The organism is Stenotrophomonas sp. ATs4 (genome assembly GCF_051861585.1).
GTDB classification, from domain to species: Bacteria; Pseudomonadota; Gammaproteobacteria; order Xanthomonadales; family Xanthomonadaceae; genus Stenotrophomonas; species Stenotrophomonas maltophilia_AS.
Genome location: NZ_JBLYPK010000007.1, coordinates 254565 through 280598 on the forward strand (window position 1 = coordinate 254565; position 26034 = coordinate 280598).

At 66.7% G+C, this 26034-nt stretch carries 20 protein-coding genes; 9 read left to right on the plus strand and 11 right to left on the minus strand.

The genetic code is table 11. The features are described from left to right. The first annotated feature begins 87 nt into the window (after positions 1-87). The gene (gene ybaL, locus ABR323_RS14570; RefSeq protein WP_135274854.1) at positions 88-1788 is read left to right on the plus strand and encodes a YbaL family putative K(+) efflux transporter; all 1701 of its coding nucleotides are present in this window, start codon (positions 88-90) and stop codon (positions 1786-1788) included. A 324-nt stretch (positions 1789-2112) separates the two neighbouring features. Here ybaL and ABR323_RS14575 read toward each other — a convergent pair whose 3' ends face one another. Next, a complete protein-coding gene (locus ABR323_RS14575) occupies positions 2113-3399 on the minus strand; it encodes an O-acetylhomoserine aminocarboxypropyltransferase/cysteine synthase family protein (protein ID WP_439449832.1) in 1287 nt (428 codons plus the stop codon). A gap of 181 nt (positions 3400-3580) precedes the next feature. On the opposite strand from ABR323_RS14575, the gene ABR323_RS14580 reads away from it, so the two are divergent. The 3 genes from ABR323_RS14580 (at position 3581) to ABR323_RS14590 (ending at position 6545) form a co-directional block, all read left to right on the plus strand. Next, on the plus strand, positions 3581-4318 hold the full coding sequence (locus ABR323_RS14580; protein ID WP_439449833.1) for a winged helix-turn-helix domain-containing protein: 738 nt from the start codon (positions 3581-3583) through the stop codon (positions 4316-4318). Continuing rightward, positions 4315-5604: an ATP-binding protein gene (locus ABR323_RS14585; protein WP_439449834.1), complete on the plus strand. Its 1290-nt coding sequence runs from the start codon at positions 4315-4317 to the stop codon at positions 5602-5604. The genes ABR323_RS14580 and ABR323_RS14585 overlap by 4 nt, the downstream gene beginning before the upstream one ends. Positions 5605-5744: 140 nt before the next feature. After that, positions 5745-6545 carry a MipA/OmpV family protein gene (locus tag ABR323_RS14590; RefSeq protein WP_439449835.1) on the plus strand — a complete coding sequence of 267 codons (801 nt, stop codon included), beginning with the start codon at positions 5745-5747 and terminating at the stop codon, positions 6543-6545. Between the two features lie 72 nt (positions 6546-6617). Here the strand turns inward: ABR323_RS14590 and clpB are convergent, their stop codons facing one another. Continuing rightward, positions 6618-9203 carry an ATP-dependent chaperone ClpB gene (gene clpB, locus ABR323_RS14595; RefSeq protein ID WP_439449836.1) on the minus strand — a complete coding sequence of 862 codons (2586 nt, stop codon included), beginning with the start codon at positions 9201-9203 and terminating at the stop codon, positions 6618-6620. Positions 9204-9384: 181 nt separating this feature from the next. Further along, on the minus strand, positions 9385-10206 hold the full coding sequence (locus tag ABR323_RS14600; RefSeq protein ID WP_439449837.1) for a DUF3014 domain-containing protein: 822 nt from the start codon (positions 10204-10206) through the stop codon (positions 9385-9387). Between the two features lie 170 nt (positions 10207-10376). Between ABR323_RS14600 and ABR323_RS14605 the strand changes: the two genes are divergently transcribed. Then, positions 10377-11087, plus strand: a complete 711-nt coding sequence (locus ABR323_RS14605; protein WP_439449838.1) for a glutathione S-transferase — start codon at positions 10377-10379, stop codon at positions 11085-11087. A gap of 79 nt (positions 11088-11166) precedes the next feature. Here the strand turns inward: ABR323_RS14605 and ABR323_RS14610 are convergent, their stop codons facing one another. The 4 genes from ABR323_RS14610 to ABR323_RS14625 form a co-directional block, all read right to left on the minus strand. Continuing rightward, a complete protein-coding gene (locus tag ABR323_RS14610) occupies positions 11167-12771 on the minus strand; it encodes a hypothetical protein (RefSeq protein WP_439449839.1) in 1605 nt (534 codons plus the stop codon). 428 nt (positions 12772-13199) lie between these two features. Continuing rightward, positions 13200-14918, minus strand: a complete 1719-nt coding sequence (locus ABR323_RS14615; RefSeq protein ID WP_439449840.1) for a thiamine pyrophosphate-dependent enzyme — start codon at positions 14916-14918, stop codon at positions 13200-13202. A 129-nt stretch (positions 14919-15047) separates the two neighbouring features. After that, entirely contained in the window at positions 15048-15905 is an 858-nt protein-coding gene (locus ABR323_RS14620; RefSeq protein WP_439449841.1) for an XAC2610-related protein, read from the minus strand. A 36-nt stretch (positions 15906-15941) separates the two neighbouring features. Continuing rightward, positions 15942-16424: a DUF3574 domain-containing protein gene (locus ABR323_RS14625; protein ID WP_005410781.1), complete on the minus strand. Its 483-nt coding sequence runs from the start codon at positions 16422-16424 to the stop codon at positions 15942-15944. Between the two features lie 214 nt (positions 16425-16638). Here ABR323_RS14625 and ABR323_RS14630 point away from each other — a divergent pair, with 214 nt between their 5' ends. From ABR323_RS14630 to otsA, 4 genes are all read left to right on the plus strand, one after another. Next, the gene (locus tag ABR323_RS14630; protein WP_439449842.1) at positions 16639-19074 is read left to right on the plus strand and encodes a TonB-dependent receptor plug domain-containing protein; all 2436 of its coding nucleotides are present in this window, start codon (positions 16639-16641) and stop codon (positions 19072-19074) included. Positions 19075-19306: 232 nt separating this feature from the next. Continuing rightward, a complete protein-coding gene (otsB, locus tag ABR323_RS14635) occupies positions 19307-20065 on the plus strand; it encodes a trehalose-phosphatase (RefSeq protein WP_439449843.1) in 759 nt (252 codons plus the stop codon). Positions 20066-20105: 40 nt separating this feature from the next. Beyond that, positions 20106-21887, plus strand: a complete 1782-nt coding sequence (locus ABR323_RS14640; RefSeq protein WP_135274869.1) for a glycoside hydrolase family 15 protein — start codon at positions 20106-20108, stop codon at positions 21885-21887. Beyond that, on the plus strand, positions 21884-23248 hold the full coding sequence (otsA, locus tag ABR323_RS14645) for an alpha,alpha-trehalose-phosphate synthase (UDP-forming) (RefSeq protein WP_439449844.1): 1365 nt from the start codon (positions 21884-21886) through the stop codon (positions 23246-23248). Before ABR323_RS14640 ends, otsA begins: the two co-directional genes overlap by 4 nt. Before the next feature lie 71 nt (positions 23249-23319). Here the strand turns inward: otsA and ABR323_RS14650 are convergent, their stop codons facing one another. From ABR323_RS14650 to rluD, 4 genes are read right to left on the minus strand one after another with little or no spacing between them, the layout of a single operon-like run. Continuing rightward, entirely contained in the window at positions 23320-23745 is a 426-nt protein-coding gene (locus tag ABR323_RS14650) for a thiol-disulfide oxidoreductase DCC family protein (RefSeq protein ID WP_439449845.1), read from the minus strand. Next, positions 23720-24226 (minus strand): DUF4166 domain-containing protein, encoded by a 507-nt coding sequence (locus tag ABR323_RS14655; protein ID WP_439449846.1) that lies wholly within the window; start codon positions 24224-24226, stop codon positions 23720-23722. The genes ABR323_RS14650 and ABR323_RS14655 overlap by 26 nt, the downstream gene beginning before the upstream one ends. Positions 24227-24246: 20 nt before the next feature. Then, the gene (pgeF, locus tag ABR323_RS14660; RefSeq protein ID WP_439449847.1) at positions 24247-25017 is read right to left on the minus strand and encodes a peptidoglycan editing factor PgeF; all 771 of its coding nucleotides are present in this window, start codon (positions 25015-25017) and stop codon (positions 24247-24249) included. Beyond that, positions 25017-26006: a 23S rRNA pseudouridine(1911/1915/1917) synthase RluD gene (gene rluD / locus ABR323_RS14665; protein ID WP_439449848.1), complete on the minus strand. Its 990-nt coding sequence runs from the start codon at positions 26004-26006 to the stop codon at positions 25017-25019. The genes pgeF and rluD overlap by 1 nt, the downstream gene beginning before the upstream one ends. Between the last annotated feature and the right edge of the window lie 28 nt (positions 26007-26034).

Consider the following 26034-nt stretch of genomic DNA (forward strand, 5'->3'; position numbering starts at 1 on the left):
GCAACCTTCCATTCCACCAGCTGGGTTTGCCGCATCTGGCGCATTAGGTGAAAATCGGGATATCCCCCCGATTTCCTGCGAGTGCCGATGCACCATGACACCGACCTGATCAACATCGTTGCCGTTGGCCTGGGGCTCGCCTTCATCTTCGGCGCGCTGGCCAACAAGCTGCGCTTGTCTCCGCTGGTCGGTTACCTGGTTGCTGGCATCTGTGTAGGCCCGTTCACCCCCGGCTTCGTCGCCGACCAGGCGCTGGCCAACCAGTTGGCCGAGCTGGGCGTGATGCTGCTGATGTTCGGCGTCGGCCTGCACTTCTCGCTGAAAGACCTGATGGCGGTCAAGGCCATCGCCATTCCCGGCGCGGTCGGCCAGATCCTGGTCGCCACCCTGCTGGGCTGGGGCCTGGCAGCGCTGATGGGCTGGCCGGTCATCCACGGCATCGTGTTTGGTTTCGCGCTGGCCACCGCCAGTACCGTGGTGCTGCTGCGGGCCATGGAAGAACGGCGCCTGCTGGAAACCCAGCGCGGCAAGATCGCCGTCGGCTGGCTGATCGTCGAAGACCTGGCCTGTGTGCTGGCACTGGTGATGATGCCGGTGCTGGCGGGCGTGTTCGGGCCCGACGCGGCCAACGAAACCCATACCGTCGGCAGCGTGCTGGCCAGCATCGGCTGGACCTTTGTGCAGTTGGGCCTGTTCGTGGCGGTGATGCTGGTGGTCGGCCGCCGCGTCATTCCGTGGATTCTGGAGCGCATCGCCGGCACCGGCTCGCGCGAACTGTTCACGCTTTCGGTGCTGGCCATCGCGCTGGGCGTGGCATTCGGTTCGGCCATGCTGTTCGGCGTGTCCTTCGCACTGGGCGCGTTCTTCGCTGGCATGCTGCTCAACGAATCGGAACTGAGCCACAAGGCAGCCAGCGATTCGCTGCCGCTGCGCGATGCGTTCGCAGTGCTGTTCTTCGTCTCGGTGGGCATGCTGTTCAACCCCAGCATCCTGATCGAGCATCCGTGGCAGGTGCTGGCCACCGCTGCGATCATCATGTTCGGCAAGTCGGCGGCCGCCTTCTTCATCGTGCGTGCGTTCGGCCACCCCACCGGCACCGCGCTGACCATCTCGGCCAGCCTGGCGCAGATCGGCGAGTTCGCCTTCATCATCGCCGGCCTCGGCGTGACCCTGAAGATCCTGCCGCCCACCGGTCAGGCCCTGGTGCTGGCCGGCGCGCTGATCTCGATCATGCTCAACCCGCTGGTATTCGGCCTGCTGGACCGCTGGCTGCTGAAGCACCAGGAAGCGACCCCGGCCGCGGTGGAGACCGAGCTGCCACCCGGCCCGTCGCTGGATCTGCATGACCACGCCATCGTCATCGGTTACGGACGTGTCGGCAGTGCACTGGCACAGGTGCTGCGCGACCGTGGTGTGCCGGTGATGATCATCGACGACAACAAAGAGCATGTCGCTGAAGCGCATGCAGCCGGCCTGCCCGGCATCCGCGGCAGTGCCGCCTCGGACAAGGTCCTGGCCGAAGCTCATCCCGAGCGCGCCAAGATTGCCGTACTGGCAATTCCGCAACCCCTGGAGGCCGGCGAGACGCTGGCCAAGCTGCGCGCGCTGAACCCGACCCTGACCCTGCTGGCGCGTGCGCACAGCGATGCCGAGGTGAAGCACCTGCTGGAGCACGGCGCCGACGGTACGGTGATGGCCGAACGCGAGCTGGCCTATTCGCTGGCCGAGATGGTGATGGCCACGCCGCCGTACCGGAATCTCGGGCAGCACAGCATTCCGGTGGTGTGACATACCGCGGGCACTCCCGCAACTGGATCCACCCCGCCTTCGACAGATTTCTGCGATCTGCAGTAGATCCACGCCATGCGTGGATGGATGACCATCAGAATCGAACATTCCGACAGTTCATCGAAGAGCATCCACGCATGGCGCGGATCTACCGGGTTTGATGCCGGCCATTGGTGCATGGGGAACAAAAAAATCCCCGGTCGACCCGCATCGACCGGGGATCTGGATCGCCACGTTGCCATGCCTTGGAGAGGCAGTTCCACCGTAGCGCATCGCGGCGGCGGTGGTGATCGCCTGTGGCGATGACGACCAAGCGTGTGGCTATCAGGCGCCAGCCAAGGCCTGCTCCAGGTCGGCACGCAGGTCGCCGATGTGCTCGATACCGATCGACAGCCGCACGGTGTCTTCGCTGACGCCGGCCTTGGCCAGTTCGGCGGCATCCAGCTGGCGATGGGTGGTGGAGGCTGGATGGGTGGCCAGCGACTTCGCATCGCCCAGGTTGACCAGGCGGGTGAACAGCTTCAGCGCATCGAGGAAGCGTGCGCCGGCTTCGCGGCCACCGGGCAGGCCGAAGGTCAGTACGCCCGAGCCGTGCCCACCCAGGTAGCGCTGCGCGGCAGCGTGCTCCGGGTCGTCGGCCAGTCCGGCGTAGCGTACCCAGGCCACCTTGTCGTGCGCCTTCAGGTACTGCGCGACGGCCAGTGCATTGGCGTTGATGCGCTCCATGCGCAGCGCCAGGGTCTCGATGCCCTGCAGGATCAGGAACGCATTGAACGGCGACAACGCTGCGCCGGTATTGCGCAGCGGCACCACGCGTGCGCGGCCGATGTAGGCCGCCGGCCCCAGCGCTTCGGTGTAGACCACGCCGTGGTAGCTGGGATCAGGCTGATTGAGGCGCGCGAAGCGCTTGGGCTGCGCGGCCCAGTCGAAGCGGCCGGAATCGATGATCGCGCCGCCGAGGCTGGTGCCATGGCCGCCCAGGTACTTGGTCAGCGAATGCACCACGATGTCGGCGCCATGCTCGAATGGGCGCAGCAGGAACGGTGTGGCCACCGTGTTGTCCACGATCAGCGGCACGCCGGCGGCATGCGCGACCTCGGCGATCGCAGCGATGTCGGTGACGTTGCCGCGCGGGTTGCCGATCGATTCGATGAACACCGCCTTGGTGCGCTCGTCGATCAGGTCGGCGAACGCCGCTGGATCGGCCGGGTCGGCGAAGCGCGCCTGGATGCCGTACTGCGGCAGCGTGTGCGCCAGCAGGTTGAGGCTGCCGCCATACAGCGCGCTGGAGGCGACGATGTTGTCACCGGCCTCGGCGATGGTCTGGATGGCATAGGTGATCGCCGCCTGCCCCGAGGCCAGCGCCAGCGCACCAATGCCGCCTTCCAGCGCCGCAACGCGCTGCTCCAGCACATCGGTGGTGGGGTTCATGATGCGCGTATAGATGTTGCCCGGCACCTTCAGGTCGAACAGGTCGGCACCGTGCTGGGTGTCATCGAAGGCATACGCCACCGTCTGGTAGATCGGCACCGCCACCGCGCGGGTGGTCGGGTCGGGACGATAGCCGCCGTGCACGGCCAGGGTTTCCAGTTGCCACTGCGGGTCGCTCATTGCACCAGGTTCCATCCGGGAAACCGCCACCATAGGCCAGCCCGCGCGCACCACTGAAAACCGCTGGCGATGATGGCCGTACCACCGGTTATCAGGTTGGCCGCGATTCAGGCAGCGGTCACGGCGCGTTGCTAGGCTTCGCCGCCGGGCGCTCCTGCCCGGGCACGGAAGCCCAACGCGCATGCAACCCTCCCCTTGGACACCCACCGCCAGCGGCACCCCGACCCAGGTCCTGCTGGTGGAAGACGATCGCCGCCTGGCCGAACTGGTCAGCGACTACCTCCACGAACACGGCTTCGCCGTGCAGCACGTCGCGCGCGGCGACCTGGCCGGCGCGGCCTGCCGCCAGCACGCGCCGGAACTGGTGGTGCTGGACCTGATGCTGCCGGGCCTCGGCGGCATCGACGTGTGCCGGCAGATCCGCAGCTTTTCCGATGTACCGATCCTGATGCTGACCGCCTGCGAGGACGATATCGAACAGGTGCTGGGCCTGGAATCGGGCGCCGACGATTACGTGCACAAGCCGATCGAACCGCGCCTGCTGCTGGCCCGCCTGCGCGCCCTGCTGCGGCGCCGCCATGGCAGCGGCAACACCAGCTCGCCGTGCCGGCTGATACACGGTGGGCTGCTGATCGACCGCATGCAGCGCGAGGTGCACCTGCACGGGCAGCCAGTGGAACTGGGCACCACGGAATTCGAGATCCTGTGGCTGCTGGCCAGCCAGCCCGGGCAGATCCTGTCGCGCGACCAGATCCTGCAGGCGGTGCGCGGCATCGGCTTCGACGGTCTGGACCGCAGTGTCGATGTCAGCATCGGCAAGCTGCGTCGCAAGCTCGGCGACGATGCGCGCGAACCGCGGCGGATCAAGACCGTGTGGGGCCGTGGCTACCAGTTCAACCCGTCGGCCTGGGCCGCATGAAGCGGCTGTTCCTGTGGCTGTGGTTCGTCACCGGCGCCTGTTTCCTGGCCTCGGTGTTCTTCCTCAACCACCTTCTGGACGGCATCTACACGCCCGTGCAGGATCGCGTCTTCGTCCAGCAGGTGCGCGGCCAGGTGTACGCCCTGCGCAGTGGCCTGGCTGGCCTGGACACCGACCAGCAGCGTGAGCGCCTGCAGCAGTGGCAGCCACACTACGGCATCGCCCTGACCCTGCTCGACACTCCTCCCGCCCTCGACCCGCAGGAACAAGCGGCCGTGCAGGCCGATGGCTTCATCGTGCGCGATCAGTACCAGCAGGTCCTGCTGCCCATCGAGGGCATCGGCGGCCGCTGGCTGCACCTGCGCTTGCCTGGCGCGGTGCAGATGACAACGTACATGACCATTGCCGCCTACCTCAGCATCCTGTTGCTGGTGGGCGCCAGCCTGTATGCCTGGGTGCGCCTGCTCTGGCGCGACCTCGAAGCGTTGCGCCTGCACGCCGACCGCATCGGTGCCGGTGACCTGCAGGCGCGCGCACAGGTCTCGCCACGTTCGCAGATCCGGGTCATCGTCGACCATTCCAACCGCATGGCTGCGCGCGTGGCCGAACTGGTGCAGCGTCAACGCGACCTGACCCATGCGATCTCGCATGAACTGCGCACGCCGATCGCGCGCGTTGCCTTCGGCCTGGACCTGATGCAGGACAGCGAAGATCGCGAACGCCGCGCACGGCTGGCGCAGGGGCTGCACGGTGACCTGGCCGAACTCAACCGTCTGGTCAGCGAACTGCTGGCCTACGAACGCCTGGAGCATCCCAGCGAAGGCGAGCCGATGCAGCGTATCGAAGCCAACGATTGGCTGCAGGACTGCCTGGCTGATGCACGCCGTGATGCCGAACGTGCCGGTGTGGTCCTGCGCGTGCAGCCCAGTGCGTTGCCGCGGGTGGATGCCGAGCCGCGCCTGCTGCAGCTGGCACTGAGCAATCTGGTGGGCAATGCGCTGCGCCATGCGCGTTCGCAGGTGGAAGTCTCGCTGGTGGGGGTCGGCGGCCGCGTCTGCCTGCGCGTGGACGACGACGGCCCCGGCATCGCCGAAGCTGACCGGGAAAAGGTGATGCGGCCATTCACCCGCCTGGACGACAGCCGCAGCCGCGATACCGGCGGCTTCGGGCTGGGCTTGGCCATCGTTAGTCGCATCGCAGCGCGCCACGGCGGCGAGCTGCATATCAGCCGCGCCACGCTGGGCGGCGCGCGCCTGGAAATGCACTGGCCACTGGCTGCCAGCTGAACGCCCGAGGGCGCGTTTACAGTTGATTACAACTCCCGCACAACTGCGGAGGGATCGGTCGCCGGCATTTCGCCACGCTGGCAACCCTGCAGCACTCGCCGGATGCGCGTGCTGCTTTCCTCCCATTGTCGAGAGTTTCCATGTCCCAGCTTCGCCGTTCCCCCGCCCTGCTCTGCCTGGCCCTGCTGCCGCTGTTCGCTGCCCCGATCGCCCACGCCAAGGATGACCACTGGACCTTCGAAGTCGCCGCCGGTGCCGGCGTGACGCCACGTTACAGCGGCAGCGAGGAGTACCGCGCAACGCCATCGCTGTCGTTCGATGTCACCTCGCCGGGGGGATGGTTTCTGGGCACCAGCGGCATCGGCTGGGGCACGTCCATCGGCGAGCACACCCGCGTGCGTGCCTACGTGGGTGGCAGTGGGATCCGCCGCGAAAAGGATTCGCTGCTTGGCGGTTCGGACTTCCTGCGCGGCATGGGGGATATCGATACCCGTCCCCTGGTCGGCCTCTCGGCTGGCTATACGCTGGGCGAAGCCGTGCTGAGCGGTTCCTGGCAGTTCACCCGCAAGGACGAGGACAAAGCCGAGAACGGCCTGGCCACCCAGCAGATCCATCTGAACCTGACGATGCCGCTGTTCGATCTGGCCGGTGGCGTGGTCAGCGGCAGCGTCTCCACCGAATACGGCAACCGTGGCTACATGCAGACCTGGTACGGCGTCAGCCCCGAACAGGCGGCGCGCACCGGCTTTGCCGAGCACAAGCCGAAGGCCGGACTGGTCAGCGCGGGGGTCGGCCTGAAGTGGAGCCACCGCGTGGGCCGCAATGGCAACTGGTACATCTCGGCCGAAGGCACGCGCCTGCTCGGCGATGCAGCCGACAGCCCGATCGTGCAGAAGGCAAACCAGTTTGGCTTGATGAGCGGCTACACGCACCGCTTCTGAGTGAGCACCGGGCATGGCCCGGCGTACTCCGAAGGAAACAGGGCGCTGCGGTCAAGCAGCGCCCCGTGTGACTCAGGCCTTGGCAAACACCAGATGGCCGCCGTCGTTGCCGACTTCGATGGTGTCGCCGTTGACGAAGGCGCCGGACAGGATCTTCTGGGCCAGCGGATTCTCCAGCTGTGCCTGGATCGCGCGCTTCAACGGACGCGCACCGTACACCGGATCGAAGCCGACGTTGCCCAGCAGGTCGAACGCTGCATCGGACACCACCAGCTTCAAGCCACGCTCGGCCAGGCGCTTCTCCAGGCCACGCATCTGGATGCGCGCGATCTGCTTGATCTGCTGCTTGTCCAGCGGGTGGAACACCACGATGTCGTCCAAACGGTTGATGAACTCCGGACGGAAGTGCGCCTGCACCACGCCCATCACCGCTGCCTTCATCTGCGTATAGGCTTCCGGGCTGTCATCGCTGCTCATGTCCTGGATCTGGTGCGAGCCCAGGTTCGAGGTCATCACGATGACGGTGTTGCGGAAGTCCACGGTGCGACCCTGGCCATCGGTCAGGCGGCCATCGTCCAGTACCTGCAGCAGGATGTTGAACACATCCGGGTGCGCCTTCTCCACTTCGTCCAGCAGGATCAGTGAGTACGGACGGCGACGCACCGCCTCGGTCAGGTAGCCACCTTCCTCGTAGCCCACGTAGCCCGGGGGCGCACCGATCAGGCGGGCGACGCTGTGCTTCTCCATGAACTCGCTCATGTCGATGCGGATCATCGCGTCGGCGCTGTCGAACAGGAACTCGGCCAGCGACTTGCACAGCTCGGTCTTGCCCACACCGGTCGGGCCGAGGAACAGGAACGAACCGCCCGGCCGATTGGGGTCGGACAGGCCGGCACGCGAACGACGCACCGCGTCTGACACCACCTTGATCGCCTCTTCCTGGCCGACCACGCGATTGTGCAGCACCTCTTCCATGCGCAGCAGCTTGTCGCGCTCGCCTTCGAGCATCTTGTTGACCGGGATACCGGTCCAGCGCGAAACGACCTCGGCGATTTCCTCGTCGGTGACGCGGTCCTGCACCAGCTTGAAGTCCTTGTTGTCCATTTCCTGCGCGGCGGCCAACTGCTTTTCCAGCTGCGGCAGCAGGCCGTACTGGATCTCGCTCATCTTGGCGAAATCCTGGCGGCGCTGTGCGGCTTCCAGCTCCAGCTTGGCCTGCTCGACCTGCTCCTTGATCTTCGTGGCGCCCTGCAACGCGGCCTTCTCCGACTTCCAGATCTCGTTGAGATCGGAGAACTCGCGCTCCAGCCCCTCGATGTCGTTCTCCAGGTCGGCCAGACGCTGCCGCGAAGCCTCGTCCTTTTCCTTCTTCAGCATCTCGCGCTGGATCTTCAGCTGGATCACCCGGCGTTCCAGGCGGTCCAGTTCCTCCGGCTTGGAGTCGATCTCCATGCGCAGGCGCGAGGCGGCCTCGTCCATCAGATCGATGGCCTTGTCGGGCAGCTGGCGGTCGGTGATGTAGCGGTTGGACAGCGTGGCCGCCGCCACGATGGCCGGGTCGGTGATCTCCACGCCGTGGTGCACCGCGTACTTTTCCTTCAGGCCGCGCAGGATCGCGATGGTGTCTTCCACCGACGGTTCGCCCACGAACACCTTCTGGAAGCGGCGCTCCAGCGCGGCGTCCTTTTCGATGTACTTGCGGTACTCATCCAGCGTGGTGGCGCCCACGCAGTGCAGCTCGCCACGTGCAAGTGCGGGCTTGAGCATGTTGCCGGCGTCCATTGCACCGTCGGCCTTGCCGGCGCCGACCATGGTATGCAGCTCGTCGATGAACAGGATGATCTGCCCTTCGCTCTTGGCCAGGTCGTTGAGAACACCCTTCAGGCGTTCCTCGAATTCACCCCGGAACTTGGCACCGGCAATCAACGCGCCCATGTCCAGCGACAGCACGCGCTTGCCACGCAGGCCCTCGGGCACTTCGTCGTTGATGATGCGCTGGGCCAGGCCTTCGACGATCGCGGTCTTGCCCACGCCCGGCTCGCCGATCAGCACCGGATTGTTCTTGGTCCGGCGCTGCAGCACCTGGATGGTGCGGCGGATCTCTTCATCGCGACCGATCACCGGATCGAGCTTGCCGCTCTCCGCGCGCGCGGTCAGGTCGATGGTGTACTTCTCCAGCGCCTGCCGCTGTTCCTCGGCATTTTCCGACTGCACGTTCTCGCCGCCACGCAGCTTGTCGATCGCGGCCTGCAGGCGGGTCTTGTCGGCACCGGCGGCGCGCAGCGCCATGCCCAGCGTGCCACTGTCTTCCAGCGCGGCCAGCACGAACCACTCGCTGGCGATGAAGGCATCGCCGTTCTGCTGGGCCAGCTTGTCGGTGTGGTTGAGCAGGCGCCCGAGGTCATTGCCCATCGAAACGTTGCCGGCCTGGCCGGATACCTTCGGCAGTGCATCCAGCGCCTCGGTCAGGCGCTCGCGCAGCACCGGCACGTTCACCCCGGCCTGGGCCAGCAGCGGGCGCGTGCTGCCGCCCTGCTGGTCCAGCAGTACGCTGAACAGGTGAACCGGTTCGATGATGCTGTTGTCGCGGCCCACGGCCAGCGACTGTGCGTCTGCCAGCGCCTGCTGGAAACGCGAGGTGAGCTTGTCCATCCGCATTGCGAAACCTCATCGGTGATCTGGGCCGGCCCGCGCCGGCGATGCTGGAAAGATGCGGTTGCCCCACCCGGTTTCAAGGGTGGCTGCGACTGCACCCCGAGGCCAGTCAGCCTGCGGCCAGCATGCCGGAGCGGGTGTGGTCGGCGCGTTGATCCGGATCAGTCATGCGCGGTGGACGGGTTCAGCGGGCGATCGCGGTGCGGATCGCGCGCAACTGCTGCTTGACCGCCCGGGCCTGCGTCACGTCCATGCGCAGCAGGGCCTTCTGTCCGATCGAACGCGCCTGCAACCCGGGATCGACGAAGCGGTAACGGCCGCGCTCATCGCGCTCCACCAAGGGCGCCTGCGCCAGTTCCGGGGTGTCCAGCAGGTGGTCGATCACCGCGACCAGACGGTCGTTGAAATAGCCCTCCGGCCGGCCCAGGTCGACGTAGGCCTGCTGGATCAGCGGATAGAAGCGCTTGTAGGCCGTGGCCGTCGCCGCCGGGTCCAGCGCGGTAAACGCCTGCACGTAGGGCGCATAACGCGCCGCATTGCTGGCGGCGATGCGTTCGCCGCCCTCACCGGGCTCGACCTGCAGGCTGCCCGGCAGCGGCCGCGCGGCCAGCGCGGTGGGTGGCACGCTGGGCTTGTCCAGGTTGTCGACCTGGGTGACCAAGCGTTGGATCAGGTGATCGCGCAGCAGCAGGGTCAGCGGACCCTCGCCCTGGAACAGCTGGCTCAATGCACCCCAGGCGTCCGCATCGCTGTCAGCCAGCTTCGGCAGCGCCGGGTCGGCTGCGGCCTCGGCATCCAGCGGATGCTTGATCGGCGGTGGTGCTGGTGCGGGCTCTGCCGCCGCCTTCGGTTGTGGCGGTGTACTGGTACTGGCGGGGGTTGATTGCACCGGCACCGAGACACCGTCTGCCAGGCTCTTCAGCTGATCGCGGAACAACCAACCACCCGCGCCACCGATCACCACCACACCCAACACCCAGGGCCATACCGCCTTTCCACTCTGCATGATGCAGCACCTCGTTTCACACGCATGGAGAAGGTGTGACCCCACCGATTCCAACGGGTTCCCCACCTGTTCCGCTGCCGTTCGGGTTCGGGCCTGCATCAGAACCGCGCTCACGCCTGCTTTGCACGCCCCGCGCGACGCTGTGGGTCTTGTCCTGTGGAGGAACTGCCATGCAGTACGCGCTGTATTACTGGACCGGCATCCAGGGCCGTGGCGAGTTCGTGCGCCTGGCGCTGGAAGATGCCGGCGCCGACTACATCGACATGGCGCGGGTGCACGGCGATGCAGTGATGCAGCCGTTTCTCGATGGCAGCAGTGAAGGTGCGCAGCCCTTCGCACCGCCGTTCCTTAAGGCGGGCCGCCAGGTCATCGCACAGGTCGCGGCCATCCTGGATTTCCTCGGCCCGACGCTGGACCTGGTGCCGCAGGCGGCCTCGCGACGGATGCAGGCGCTGCAACTGCAGCTGACCATCGCCGATCTGGTGGCCGAGGTGCACGACACCCATCATCCGATCGCTGCATCGAAGTACTACGAAGACCAGAAGACCGAAGCCAAGGCTCGTGCCGCGTCACTGCGCAGCGAGCGGTTGCCGAAGTTCCTCGGCTATTTCGAGCAGGTACTGGCCGCCAATGGTGGCCGCCACGCACTGCGCGAGCATTCGTATGTGGATCTGTCGCTGTTCCAACTGCTGAGCGGGCTGGACTACATGTTCCCTCGCCGCATGCAGGCGCTCGGCCCCACCCTGCCCCTGCTGCGTGCGCTGCAGGAGCGGGTGGCGAAGCGGCCGAACATCGCCGCCTACCTGGGCTCGGAACGGCGGCTGGCGTTCAACACCAACGGCATCTTCCGGCATTACCCAGAGCTGGATTCAGAACGGTAGCGCCGGCCGCTGGCCGGCAACCACATGATGCGTCTGCAGCCCACCGCGTTGCCGGCCAGCGGCCGGCACTACCGTGGGGTCAGCTGTTTTCACCCAGCGGCTTCACCGGCTGCTTCTGCAACGATAGGAGCCCCAACAGGATGGCCAGCGCCACATAGGCGCCTGCGAACTGCCAGCTGATGATGCGCGCCAGGCCGTCCAGATCCCACGGCAGGTAGATGCCGCCGCGCGGATCCACCGAGTGGATAAGGCCGAACAGGGTCAGCACCGCCGCCACCAGCAGGAAGCCGCAGGCACGGCGCAGGCGGCCATCGACCATCGCCGCCACCGCCGAGATCCACAGCATCGAGGTGATGATGAAACCATTGCCGAGGGTGAAGATCACCGCCAGCTCCGGCAGGCCGTGACCGTCGAGCTTGGTCAGCAGCTGCGGCAGCTGATCCGGGGCGATCCAGCCTGGCGCCTTGATCGCCAGCAGGTACGCCACCGACGGCAGGAAACCAAACACCATCGCACCGGTATGGTGGCGCGGCGTGGCCTGGAAGGCCTGGGTGGTGATGTCGATGGCCACGTACACGATGATCGGTGCCAGCACCGCCAACGGCAGCCACTGCACCAGCCCGGAGATGATGCCGAGCATGCCGCCGATGCCGACGAACAGGCCGGTCAGCAGCGTGTAGCCGCTGCGCGCCCCCATGTGCTTGTACGCCGGCTGGCCGATGTACGGCGTGGTCTGCGCCACGCCGCCGCAGACGCCGGCCACCAGCGTGGCCACCGCTTCCACCAGCAGGATGTCGCGGGTGCGGTAGTCATCGCCGGCCGCGCGCGCACTCTCGGACACATTGATGCCACCGACCACCATCAACAGGCCGAACGGCAGCAGCAGCGGCAGGTAGGTCATCGCGGTCGGCAGGCCGTCGAGGAAGCCCAGCGTCGGCAGCGGCAGCACCACCTGCGGCGGCACCCACTCCGGCACATGGAAGCCGGGCGCGCCCAGCCCGGCCAGGCCGAGGCCGTAATACAGCACGGTGCCGAACACGAAGGCCAGCAGCACGCCCGGGCCACGCACCGGCAGCTTGCCCTTGGCGATCAGCACATACAGCAGCAGGCCGAGTGTGGTGAAGCCGACCAGCGGCGAGCGCAGCGTTTCCAGCAGCGGCAGCAGGCCCATCAGCACCAGCGCGATGCCGGCGATGGAACCCAGCAGCGCGGCACGCGGCAGCGCGCGGGTGACCGCTTCGCCGAAGAACGACAGCACGAACTTGAGCACGCCCATGATGACCAGCGCGGCCATGCCCAGCTGCCAGGTAGCGATGCCTGCTGCGTGCGGGTCCATGCCCTGCTGCTTGAAGGCGAGGAAGGCCGGGCCGAGCACTAGCAGGGCCATGCCGATACTGGTCGGTGCGTCCAGGCCCAGTGGCATGGCGGTGACATCGTCACGGCCGGTACGCGCGGCCAGCCGGCGCGCCATCAGGGTGTACAGCAGGTTGCCGACCAATACGCCGAAGGCGGTGCCGGGGAACATGCGGCCGAACACTACATCGGCAGGGAACTGGAAGATCCCGACCAGAGCCATGGCGATGAAGCCGAGGATGGAGAGGTTGTCGACGACCAGGCCGAAGAAGCCGTTGAAGTCGCCGGCGACGAACCAGCGACGCGGTGCGGCGGAAGCGGGAGCGGACATGGAAGGGGCGGTGGGGGTGGGGACCGCCGATGGTAGGCCCAGCAGGGCCGGCGCGCCAATTCCCGCGTGGAATGATGGGTTCCAGCCAACGGCGGGGCCCCTCGTGGCTGGATTGGTCGTGGGAGCGGGATCCTGGGCTGGGCTGGGCTGGGCGGCTGGGCTGGGCGGCTGGGCTGGGCGGCTGGGCGGCTGGGCGGCTGGGCGGCTGGGCGGGCGGGCGGGCGGGCCGGCGGGCCGGCGGGCAGTAGATCCACGCCATGCGTGGATGAGATCTGTCAGATATCGAATCAAATTCATCCACGCATGGCGTGGATCTACCGTGTCGACCTAGGTCGACACCCACCAGAGCAGAACGCCGCCTTTGCTTTTGAGGTTGCCGGCCAGCGGCCGGCACTACCGCGGGTGCAGGGCGCAGCCCTGCATCCCCCCTACTTCTTCAGGAAGTTGTCCACCAGCAGATGCTTCACGTCGTCGAAGCGGCCGTTCAACACCGCCTTGGCCGCATACAGCGCCGTACCGGCCACCTGCTTGGCCTCGATCTGCGGCGGCATCACCAGCTCGGCGCGGCTGGTATGCACGTCCAGCAGTGCCGGGCCACGCTGGGCAAGGAAGTCCAGCACCGCTTCCTCCAGATCCTCGCTGCGCGTCACCGTGCGGCCGTGGAAACCGATCACTTCGGCCAGGCGGCCGAAGTCCGGGTTTTTCAGGTCGGTGTAGTTATCCAGCAGGCCTTCCACCTTCTGCTCCAGCTCGACGAAGTTCAGCGAGCCGTTGTTGAACACCACCACCTTGATCGGCAGGTTCTCCTGCACCGCGGTCAGCAGGTCACCCAGCAGCATCGCCAGGCCACCATCGCCGGACAGCGAAATCACCTGCCGGCCCGGGAACGCCTTCTGCAGGCCCAGCGCCTGCGGCATCGCGTTGGCCATCGTGCCGTGCAGCAGGCTGGTCAACGTGCGGCGGCGGCCATTCACCCGGATATGCCGCAGCACCCACACCATCGGCGAACCACCGTCAGCGGTGAACAGCGCATCGTCGCTGGCATGCTTCGACAGCAGCGCGGTCAGGTGCTGCGGATGGATCAGCTCGCCCTCACCGGGCTGCTCTTCCTTCTCGCGCTTTTTCAGCGCCTTGTCACGACGCTCGATGCATTCATCCAGGAAGCTGCTGTCCTCGCGCGGCGGCAGCATCGGCAGCAAGGCATCCAGCGTCGGTGCGATATCACCGACCACGCCAAGGTTCACCGGGTGGCGGCGGCCAAGGTGGCTGCCATCGCGATCGACCTGGATGATCGTGGCCTTGTCCGGGTAAAACTGCCCCCAGGCGAAATCGGCACCGAGCAGCAGCAGCGTGTCGCACTCCATCAGCGTGTGGAAGCCGGATTCGATGCCGAAGATGCCGGTCATGCCCATGTTGTACGGGTTGTCCGGTTCGACGAAGTCCTTGGCGCGCGAGGTGTGCGCGATCGGAGCCTGCAGGCGCCGGGCCAGCTCCAGCAGCTGCGTGTGTGCGCCCTGGCAACCGGCACCAGCGTAGACACCGATGCGCTTGCCCTGTCCCAGCAGGTCAGCGATGCGCTGCAGTTCGGCGTCGGAAGGACGCAGCACCGGCTGGGTGTAGTGCACCGAGAACGGCACATCGTGCTTCACTTCAGCCTGGCTGATATCGGCCGGCAGGATCACCACCGCCACGCCGCGGCGGCTGATCGCGGCCTGGCAGGCCAGCGTGACCACGCGCCGTGCCTGCTCGGCGCTGTGCACCTGCTCGCAGAACACCGAACAACTGGCGTACACCGCCTTGAAGTCCACTTCCTGAGGAAATTCCATGCCCAGCTCGCTGGTCACCACCTGGCTGGCGATCAGCACCATCGGCGCACGGTTGCGGTTGCTCTCGAACACGCCGTTGATGAAATGCAGGCTGCCAGGCCCGCAGGAACCGGCGCAGGCGGTCAGTTCGCCGCTTACCAGCGAATCGGCACCGGCGGCAAAGGCCGCCACTTCCTCATGCCGCACGTGCACCCACGCGATCTCGCTGTCATGCATCGCATCGGTCACATGGTTGAGCGTATCGCCCACGATGCCGTAGCAACGGCGGACACCGGCCTGCTGCAGGGCGTCCACCACGATTTCGGCCACGCGCTTGCTCATCGGATACATCCTCGAACGGGGGAACGTCCGAGGCTAGACCCGTAGAAGTGATGCCTCCGCAAAAAAAGGGGACGGAGGGAATTAAGTCGTGTGTGCCACAAACGACTTAATTCCCTCCGTCCCCTTTTTTCAATCGTTGACGTTGATCCAGCCCAGCACCTCGCCCTGCTTCGGGTTGCGATAGCGCAGCTTCACCCAGCCGTCCTGTTCATCCAGCAGTTCCACGCGATCCCCCTGCACCAGATAACGCTTGGTGCTGGACGCACCAGGCCGGTCGAACAGGAACAGCCGCGCGGGCACCACAGAGGCCTGCTGACCACGCAGCGGTCCATCCGGCGGTGCGCCCAGGCCATCGGCAATGGCGCTCTCCAGCACACGACCGGCGGGGTCATAGGTGCGCCAGACCGCCAGCGGGCCCTGCTCGTCGGTCTGTTCCCAATGCAGCGCGGCGTTCAACGTATCGCCCAGCATCAACACGCTCTCGGCGCGGTACAGATAGAGTTTCGCGCCTGCAAACCGGTACTGGTCGGTGTACCACATCGGGCCGCTGCGGCAGCTGCTGGTCAGGGTGCGGCTCGGACGATCGACCGTCAGCCCCATCAGGTCACCGCAACTGTCCTTGCCGTGGGTTTCGGCCTGCAGCGCGCGGAAACCTGCACTGGCCGGATCGAACCGGTACACGGTCACCGCTTCGTTGACCATGCCCACCGATGCACGCGCAATCAGTTCCGGATAGCCATCGAAATCGATGTCCTCCAGACTCCATCGCGAATTGCCGTCGGCATCCGCCGCGCCCGCCAGCGTCTGGCGCTTGCCCGACGGCGACAGCTGCACCGCGATGCTGTCATCCTGCTGGGGATCGGCGTGCGCCTGCACGTGAGCGGCCACCTGGAAGCGCAGCGTTTCTCCCTCGTCCCCACTGGCCTGCGCCGACGGTGCCAGCACGCCTGCCATCACCAGGCCCAGCATGCATTCCCTGTAGTTCATCATTGCTCCCTGCGGCACCGCGGCGGCACCTTCAACTCAGAACGATACCTCGACCGGCTGCCGCGACCACAGCACCGATTGATGCTTGGTCTGCTGCTTCCACGCCAGGCGGATCGCTTCGATATCGGCGCGACGCTGCGGGGTGTCTTCGTGCAGCACCACCAGCACCTTGGTGCGCAGGCGGTTGGGCGAGGCATCGCCGCGGAACAGCCACTGGCCGTAGGCATCGAACACGGTCAGTCCGTCCGGGAAGCGCGGGGTCACTTCCTTGTCCAGGAAAGTGCGCCATTGCGCCTCGCTGATGGTGTCGGCCTGCGGGCGGTTGCCGGCGCCCTGCTCCTCGCCCACGCCGAAGTACAGCTCGCTGCGCACCCAGCCATGGCCGGCGGACGGGCGTGCGGCATCACCCTTCAGTTCGGCAGTGGTGGCCGTGGCATAGGCGCTGGGCGCCTGCGAAGAGAGGCTGGCGCAGCCACTGGTGGCCAGCAGCACGGCGAAGACGAGGCCAAGGTGTTTCATCGGTACAGCTCCGGGGAAGGGGGGACAAGGCGAGCCGGCAGCGTACAGCGCCACCAGCCCAGCGTACTGATGCCAACCGGGCATCAGCTCATGCCGGACCGGCAGGGACTTGCATCGGCACCGGCCATCACGCGAAGATAATATATCGCTTCATCCGGATGGATGTAAGTGAAACCATCTCCCCCTTCCCGTCGTCGTTGTTGCTGGAGCCCCCATGTCCATCCGCCTGCCCGCGTCGCCGCTCGGCCTCGCCATCGCCCTCGCGCTTTCCTCAACCGCCGTCCCCGCCCTGGCCCAGGACGCCACCAACCTGGACACGGTGATCGTCACCGGCACCCGTGCCGCCGATCGCACCGTGCTCGAATCCACCTCGCCGGTGGACGTGCTCACCGCCGAGGACATCCGCAAGGCCGGCGTGGTCAACGGTGAACTGGGCAGCGCGCTGCAGGCACTGCTGCCGTCGTTCAACTTCCCGCGCCAGTCCAACTCCGGCGGCGCCGACCACGTGCGCGCGGCACAGCTGCGCGGCCTGTCGCCGGACCAGGTGCTGGTGCTGATCAACGGAAAGCGCCGCCATCACACCGCGCTGGTCAACACCGACAGCAAAATCGGCAAGGGCACCACCCCGGTCGATTTCAACTCCATTCCGGTCAGCGCGATCAAGCGCATCGAAGTGCTGCGTGATGGCGCCGGTGCGCTGTATGGCTCGGATGCGGTGGCCGGTGTGATCAACGTAATCCTCGACAACGGCGGTGACGGTGGCGAAATCGAGGCCAGCTACGGTGCCAACCACACCGACCTCAAGCCGATCGGCCGCACCCTCACCGACGGCCAGACCGGCAACATCAGCGCCAAGGTCGGCACTTCACTGGGCGAGGACGGTGGCTTCCTGCGCGTGGGCCTGGAGTACAAGCACCGCAACGGCACCAACCGCGCCGGCTTCGACCAGATTCCGCCGTGGGACCAGACCCCGGGCAACCTGGCGCTGCAGGGCAAGCGCAACTATGTGCTGGGCGATGGCAAGAGCAAGGACATCAACCTGTGGCTGAACACCGAGATCCCGGTGGGCCAGACCTCGACGTTCTATGCGTTCGGCACCTTCAACCAGCGTGATACCGAAGGCGCGAACTACTTCCGCTATCCCGATGGCGATGCCAACTGGAAGCAGGTCTATCCGAACGGCTACCGGCCAATCTCCGAAGGCGAGAACCGCGACGTGCAGGCCGTGGCCGGCGTGCGCGGGCAGTGGGGCGAATGGAGCTACGACGGCAGCCTGGACTACGGCCAGAACGACTTCACCTACCGCCTGCGTGATTCGCTCAATGCCTCGCTGGGTCCGACCAGCCCGACCCGCTTCAAGACCGCCGACTACGAATACGCACAGACCGTGGGCAACCTCGACCTGAGCCGTGTGTTCACCCAGAGCGACAGCATCAGCCACACTCTGGGCCTGGGCGTGGAAGCACGCCATGAGCGCTACCAGACCCGTCCGGGCGACCCGGCCAGCTACGCGGCCGGCCCGTACACCGACCGCCCGACCGGTTCGCAGGCCGGTGGTGGCCTGACCCCGCAGGACGCGGCCCGCCTGTCGCGCGATGTCGCCAGCGCCTATGCCAGCCTGTCCAGCCAGTTCGGCGAGAAGTTCTCCACCGATCTGGCCGCGCGCTACGAGCACAACGACGACTTCGGCGGCGAACTGACCGGCAAGCTCGGCCTGCGTTACGAATTCACTCCGGCGTTCGCGCTGCGCGGCGCCATCTCCAACAACTTCCGCGCGCCGTCGCTGGCGCAGATCGGCTACGAATCCACCTCCACCGGCTACAACGCCGGCGGTCAGCTGGTGCAGGGCCGCCTGCTGTCGGTCAACAATCCAATCGCGCGTGGCCTGGGTGCGCAGAATCTGAAGCCGGAAAAGTCGATCAACACCTCGTTGGGCTTCACCAGCCGCATCGGCGAGCATTTCGATCTGTCGCTGGACTTCTTCCAGATCGACATCGACGACCGCATCGCGCTGTCGGAGAGCATCACCGGCGACGCACTGACCGACTACGTGGCGACCAACTACGGCGTCAGTGGCCTGCAGAGCGCCAGCTTCTTCGTCAACGCTGCCGATACGCGCACCCGTGGCGCCGAGCTGGTCAGCAACTGGCGCCAGTCGCTGGGCGATGGCCAGCTGCTGCTGACCGGTACCTATGCGTACACCAAGACCACGCTGAAGAACGTCCTGGCCACGCCAGCGCAGCTGCGTGCGCTGAACCCGGACTACGTGCTGTTCGGCATCGAAGAGACCAACACGCTCACCGATGCCACCCCGCGCACGCGCGGTAGTTTCTCGGCGGCCTGGAGCAATGACCACTGGTCGCTGAGCAGCCGCGTGAACCGCTATGGCAGCGCCACTCGCGTATTCAACTTCGGTGATGGCTACATCCCGCGCCAGACCTACCAGGCCGAGTGGCAGCTGGATGCCGAAGTGGAGTACCGCATCACGCCGCAGTGGAGCGTGGCCATCGGCGGCCAGAACCTGACCGACAACTACCCGGATCGATCCAACAGCGATATCCACTACTTCGGCAACCTCCCGTACGACGTACTGTCGCCGATTGGCAGCAACGGCGCGTACTACTACGGTCGCGTCCGCTATACGTTCTGATTCGCCAGCCCGGTAGTGCCGGCCGCTGGCCGGCAACCGCATGATCCGGGTGCGGATCTGCTTTGGGTGGGTGCGGACCGTTGGTCCGCACGACAGGGTAGTGCCGGCCGCTGGCCGGCAACCGCAGGGTGCATCCATGGACCATGAAGTTGCCGGCCAGCGGCCGGCACTACCCTGATTCGTAGCCTGCCCTCGACCCCACGTACACGCCCACATTGGCAAGCTGGGCGTCATGGCTGAACCGCTCCCCCTGCGTCCGCCACCGCCATTGCTGGACGACGCCTGTGCGTTGTTCCTCGATGTCGACGGCACCCTGATCGAATTCGCTGCGCGCCCGGACGCCGTGCAGTTGCTGCCCGATGTGCGTGAAGCCATCGGCCGCATCAGCGACCGCCTGGAAGGTGCCGTGGCACTGGTCAGTGGTCGCCCGCTTGAACAGCTGGATCAACTGTTCGCCCCCTTGCAACTGCCTGCCGCCGGCCTGCATGGCCACGAACTGCGTGGCGAGGATGGTCGTGTGCTGCGCGACACACATGATGACGACACCGCAGACTGGCTGCACGCGCTGCACCAGCAGGCGATGCGTTTCGCCCACGGCCATCCCGGCGTACTGGTGGAAGACAAGGGCGTCGGCCTGGCCCTGCACTGGCGCGGCGCACCGCATGCCGCCAGCGATGTACGCGCCTTCGCCGAACGCCATCTGCGCGGTCGCAACAGCCATCGCCTGCAACCGGGTGACCATGTGGTCGAGTTCGTGCCGGTTGGCACCGACAAGGGCCGCGCGGTGCGGCGGATGATGCAGTACCTGCCCTTCCGTGGCCGCCTGCCCGTGTTCATGGGCGACGATCTCACCGATGAATTCGGCTTCGACGCTGCCAATGGCCAGCATGGCTGGAGTGTGCTGGTGGGTGAACGCGAGCCCAGTTCGGCGGTGTTCGCACTGCCCGACATACGCAGCGTGCACGCCTGGCTGCGTGAGAATGCCTATTGACCCGGCCAACCCCACGGCCGCAACCGAGATGTACCGCGTGATGACCCAACCCGATCTTGATCTGGGCGTGGTCGGCAACGGCAGCTTCGGCGCCCTGGTCGACAAACATGCCCGCGTTGTCTGGAGCTGCCTGCCCACCTTCGATGGCGACCCCACCTTCTGCGCCCTGCTCGGCCCCAACCAGCAGACCGGCGGCGATTTCGCCATCGAGCTGGAGGACTTCAGCAGCAGTGAGCAGGAATACCTGACCAACACCGCGATCCTGCGTACCGTGCTGCACGACAGCCACGGCGGTTCGCTGGAAATTCTCGATTTCGCTCCGCGCTGGCGGCAGAACGACCGCTTCTACCGTCCTGTCAGCCTGATCCGCCAAGTGCGTCCACTGGCCGGCAGCCCGCGCATCACCGTACGCGCCCGGCCGCTGGCGGACTGGGGCGCACGCGTGCCCGAGTCCACCTGGGGCAGCAACCACGTGCGCTGGATCCTGCCGGAGCACGTGCTGCGGCTGACCACCGACGTGCCGGTGCGCATGGTGCGCGAGGGCTTGCCGTTCGTGCTCAACCACCCCATCCACCTGATCCTGGGCGTGGATGAATCCCTCAACCGTTCGATCAGCGGCTATGTACAGGAAGCTTTCCAGCGCACCCGCGACTACTGGCGCGAATGGGTGCGTTACCTCTCCATTCCGCTGGAATGGCAGGACGCGGTCATCCGCAGCGCGATCACGCTGAAGCTGTGCCAGTACGAAGACAGCGGCGCCATCATTGCGGCGATGACCACCTCCATTCCAGAGGCACCGGGCAGCGTGCGCAACTGGGATTACCGCTATTGCTGGCTGCGCGATGCCGCCTTCGTGGTGCGTGCGCTGAACCGCCTGGGCGCGACGCGCACGATGGAACAGTTCCTCGGCTACATCTTCAACCTGGCGACCACCGACGGCACGCTGCAGCCGCTGTATGGCATCGGCTTCGAGGCCAAGCTTGACGAGGACGAAGTGCCCAGCCTGTCCGGTTACCGTGGCATGGGCCCGGTGCGCCGCGGCAACCTTGCCTGGGTGCAGCGCCAGCACGATGTCTATGGCAGCGTGGTACTGGCCTCCACCCAGCTGTTCTTCGACCGGCGCCTGCAGGACCCGGGTGACAGCCATGCTTTCTCCCGCCTGGAACCTCTTGGCGAGCAGGCCTTCGCCCTGCATGACGTGCCCGATGCCGGCCTGTGGGAATTCCGCGGCCGCACCGAAGTGCACACCTACACGAGTGCGATGTGCTGGGCGGCCTGCGATCGTTTGTGCAAGATCGCCGTGCGCCTGAAGCGCGACGACCGGGCGCATTACTGGCGCGAGCGCGCCGACACCATCCATGCGCGCATCATGGCCGAAGCCTGGAGCGAGGAACTCGGCCACTTCACCGACACCTTCGGCGGCCATCGCCTGGATGCCTCGTTGCTGCTGCTGGCCGACATCGGCTTCATCGATGCACTGGACGCCCGCTTCGTCGCCACCGTCGAAGCCATCGGCCGCGACCTCAAGCATGGCAATTCGCTGTACCGCTACGTTGCTCCGGATGACTTCGGCGAACCGGAAACCAGCTTCACCATCTGTACGTTCTGGTACATCGATGCACTCGCCGCGATCGGACGCATGGATGAGGCACGCGAGATGTTCGAGCTGTTGCTGAAACAGCGCAACCACCTGGGCCTGCTGTCGGAGGATCTGGCCTTCGACAGCGGCGAGGCCTGGGGCAATTTCCCGCAGACCTATTCGCACGTCGGCCTGATCACCGCCGCGATGCGCCTGTCGCGGTCCTGGCAGGAGGCATCGTGAGTCGTCTGGTAGTGGTTTCAAACCGTGTGGCCGTGCCGGGCGAGAACCGCGCCGGTGGCCTGGCGGTGGGCCTGCTGGCCGCGTTGAAGGAACGCGGCGGGATGTGGTTCGGCTGGAGCGGCAAGAGCGTGCGCGACGGCAGCGGTACGCTGCACACGCAGAAGGACGGCGACATCGAGTTCGTCACGCTGGATCTGAGCAAGCGCGAGGTCGATGGCTACTACAACGGCTTCGCCAACCGCACGTTGTGGCCACTGCTGCATTTCCGTCTTGATCTCGTCGACTACGATCGTGGCACCCGCGAGACGTACCACAAGGTCAATGCGCTGTTTGCCGACAAGCTCGCCCCGCTGCTGCGCGAGGACGACATCGTCTGGATCCACGACTACCACCTGATTCCACTGGGCGCGATGCTGCGCGAACGTGGCATCGGCTGTCGCATCGGTTTTTTCCTGCACATTCCGATGCCATCGGCCGACCTGCTGCAGGCAATGCCCGACCACCTGCGGTTGTTTTCGGCGCTGTACGCCTACGATCTGGTCGGCTTCCAGACCCAGCGCGATGCCGACCGTTTCCAGACCTACCTGCGCCTGTTCGGTGGCGGCAAGGTACTCGACAACGGTGAACTGGAAGCACCGGGAGGACGCCGTTTCCGCGCGGCCCCGTTCCCGATCGGCATCGACACCGAGCTGATTGCGCGCCAGGCCGGCACCGCTGCCACCAAAGCGGCGGTGAAGAACCTGCGCGGCAGCCTGCGTGACCGCCAACTGGCCATTGGCGTGGACCGGCTGGACTATTCCAAGGGCCTGCCCGAGCGTTTCCTCGGCTTCGAGCGCTACCTGCAGCGCCACCCCGACCAGCGAGGTTCGTTGACCTACCTGCAGATCGCGCCGGTCTCGCGTGGCGACGTCACCGAGTACCGGCAGCTGCGCAGCCAGCTGGAACAGATCGCCGGCCATATCAACGGTGGTCACGCCGAGCCCGACTGGACGCCGCTGCGCTACGTCAACCAGAACTTCACCCACGCCACGCTGACCGGTTTCTACCGGGCTGCGGCGGTGGGACTGGTGACGCCGCTGCGCGATGGCATGAACCTGGTGGCCAAGGAATACGTGGCCTCACAGGACCCGGAAGATCCCGGCGTGCTGGTGCTGTCCCTGCTGGCTGGCGCCGCCGATGAGCTGAAACAGGCACTGCTGGTGAACCCGCATGACCTTGATGGCGTCGCCGATGCCATCGCCACGGCGGCAACCATGTCGCTGCACCGGCGCAAGGAACGCTGGCACGCGATGATGGAGCACCTGCGCACCTACGACATCAACCACTGGCGCCGCAGCTACCTGGACGCGCTGGAAGGCTGAGGGAAAAAGGGGACGGAGGGGATTAAGTCGTTTGTGCACAAACGACTTAATCCCCTCCGTCCCCTTTTTCTTCAATCCAGGAATCGCGCGGCCTGCTCCGGTGCGGGCAGGTAGCAGGCGTCATGCCGCCCGAACCAGCGGTAACGGTTGCGCGCCAGCACGCGGTACGCCGCGTTGCGCCAGCTATCCGGCAGCGCGCGCAGTGCACCGGTCAGGCGCCATGCACCGCCCAACCCCGCCAGCACGCGCAGGATGGCATCGGTATCGGTCCAGGCGCCCTGTTCGTCCAGCAACAGGAACGACATCGGATCCTGCGGGTCCAGCCCGTGCGCGCGCAGCATCGCGCTGCCCTGCGCCCCCTGCATCGCCGCGAAGCGGTAACGCCCCTTGCGGTCAAAGCGCAGCAGGAAGCGCACCCAGCCGTTGCACAACGCGCATACACCGTCGAACACGATCACCGCACCGCCGGCTTCACTGCGGTTCGAGCCAGCCTTCATAGCGGATCAGGGCTCCCACCCAGGGCAGCGTCACATCGACCCGGAAAGTGTAACGCTGGCCGTGCCACGCTTCGCGGCAACGCACGCCGCCAAACCAGCGCCTTGGCAGCGGCAGCAGCCCGAATGCCCAGACCCGCCGTACCGACCAGTCGATGCCACCGTCGCGGGCCTGCAGGTCGAATTCGAAACACACCGCGCCCAGCTGCTCGCGCAGATACCCCTCGTGCAGCCACAGCCGCGACACCATCGGCCAGCGGCCGAACCGTCGTGCCCATCGCTCGCCCTGACCGTGTGCACTGAAGGCGACTTCGGTGGGAAGGGCTTCGCCGTTCTTCGGCAATCGCGCCATTGCAGCCAGCAGCGGTACCAGCCAGTGCCGTCCGCGCTGGATCCGCGCCTGGCCCACATAGCGGCAGGGCAGCGGCGCGGCATGCAGCGCCTGCACCGGCCCTGCCAGGGTGGCGAAAGCCGGCCCCAGCACGCGCGCGAACAGCGGCGGGGTCAGGGCGTGATCCAGGCCAGCGTCGCCATGCGCCCGGTACGACGGTCGCGCCGGTGTGAATACAGGTCCGGATCGGCCATGGTCGACACCGTACCGCCGTGTACCTGCGCCGGGTCCATGCCCGCCGCCTGCAGCCGCTGCCGCGCCAGCGCGAACAGGTCCACCTTCCAGTGGCCCGGTCGGGTCGCCACGAAGGCCGCCTCGGCCGCCGGGTCGTGCCCGACGAAGGCGTGGTAGACCTCCTCGCCGATCTCGTAGTCGGCCGGCCCGGCCGCCGGGCCCAACCAGGCCCGCAGCTGCGCCGGCGGGGTCTGCATGGCGGCCACGGTGGCCTCCAGCATGCCGTCGGCCAACCCGCGCCAGCCGGCGTGCGCGGCGCCAACCTCGCTGCCGTCGACGGCGGCAAACACCACCGGCAGGCAGTCGGCGGTCAGGATCGCCAGCACCACACCGGGCACCGAGGTCACTGCGGCGTCGGCCACCGGTTCGCTGGCACCCGCCACCGGCGGCGCGTTGAAGCGCAGCACGGTGCTGCTGTGCACCTGGCGCAGCCAATGCGGGGCCGACGGCAACGCCAGCCCCTGCTGCAGCAACTGGCGGTTGTGCTCGACGTTGGCCGGCGTGTCGCCATCGGCCGCGTGACGGTTGCCCAGATTGAACTGCGCGAACGGCGCCGGCGAGATGCCCGCGCCATGCCGCCGCGTGGTCAGCGCGCGGACGCCCGGGGGTGCCGGCCAGTCGGCCTGCAGCAGCGGCAGCGCGGTGCTCATCACCAGCGGTCCCGCTCGCGTGCGGCGAAGGCGTCGCTGTCTTCGCGCAGCACCTTCAGCAGGTGCAGCATGTCGGCCGGCACCGGTGCCGTGTTGCGCACCGTCTCACCGGTGATCGGGTGCACGAACTCCAGCGTTTCGGCATGCAGCGCCTGGCGCTTGAAGCCGCGCAGCGCGGCCACCAGCTCGTCGCTGGCGCCCTTGGGCAGCTTCAGCGCACCGCCGTACAGCGGGTCACCCACGATCGGGTGGCGGATGTGCGCCATGTGCACGCGGATCTGGTGGGTACGACCGGTTTCCAGGCGGCATTCCAGCGCGGTGTGTGCGCGGAAGCGCTCGCGCAGGCGGTAGTGGGTGATCGCTTCCTTGCCGTCCTCGCGCACGCCCATCTTCAGGCGGTCACGCGGGTGGCGGTCGATCGGGGCATCAGCGGTACCGCCGGCCACCAGCGCACCCATCACGATGGCCAGGTACTGGCGGTGCACGTCGCGTGCGGCCAGCTGCTCGACCAGCGCGGTCTGCGCTTCCAGGGTCTTGGCCACCACCATCACGCCGCTGGTGTCCTTGTCCAGGCGGTGCACGATGCCGGCACGCGGCAGCACCGCCACCGACGGGTCGCGGAACAGCAGGGCATTGACCAGGGTACCGCTGTGGTTGCCAGCGCCCGGGTGCACCACCAGGCCGACCGGCTTGTTGATCACCAGCAGGTGCTCGTCCTCGAACAGCACGTCCAGCGGGATGTCCTCCGGCAGGGCATCGGTCTGGGTTTCAAGCACCACGGTGAGGGTGACCACCTCGCCGCCGCGCAGCGGGTCGCGCGGGCGCGCCTGGGCGCCGTCCAGCAGCACATCGCCGGTCTTGATCCACTCGGTCAGGCGCGAACGCGAGTATTCGGGGAACAATTCGGCCACGACCGCGTCGAAACGACGGCCGGCAGAGGTGTCGGGGACGATGGCCTGGCGGGCCGATTCAGAGGGTTGTTCAGACATGGCAGGGGGCATTCTTTGAAATTTTGGG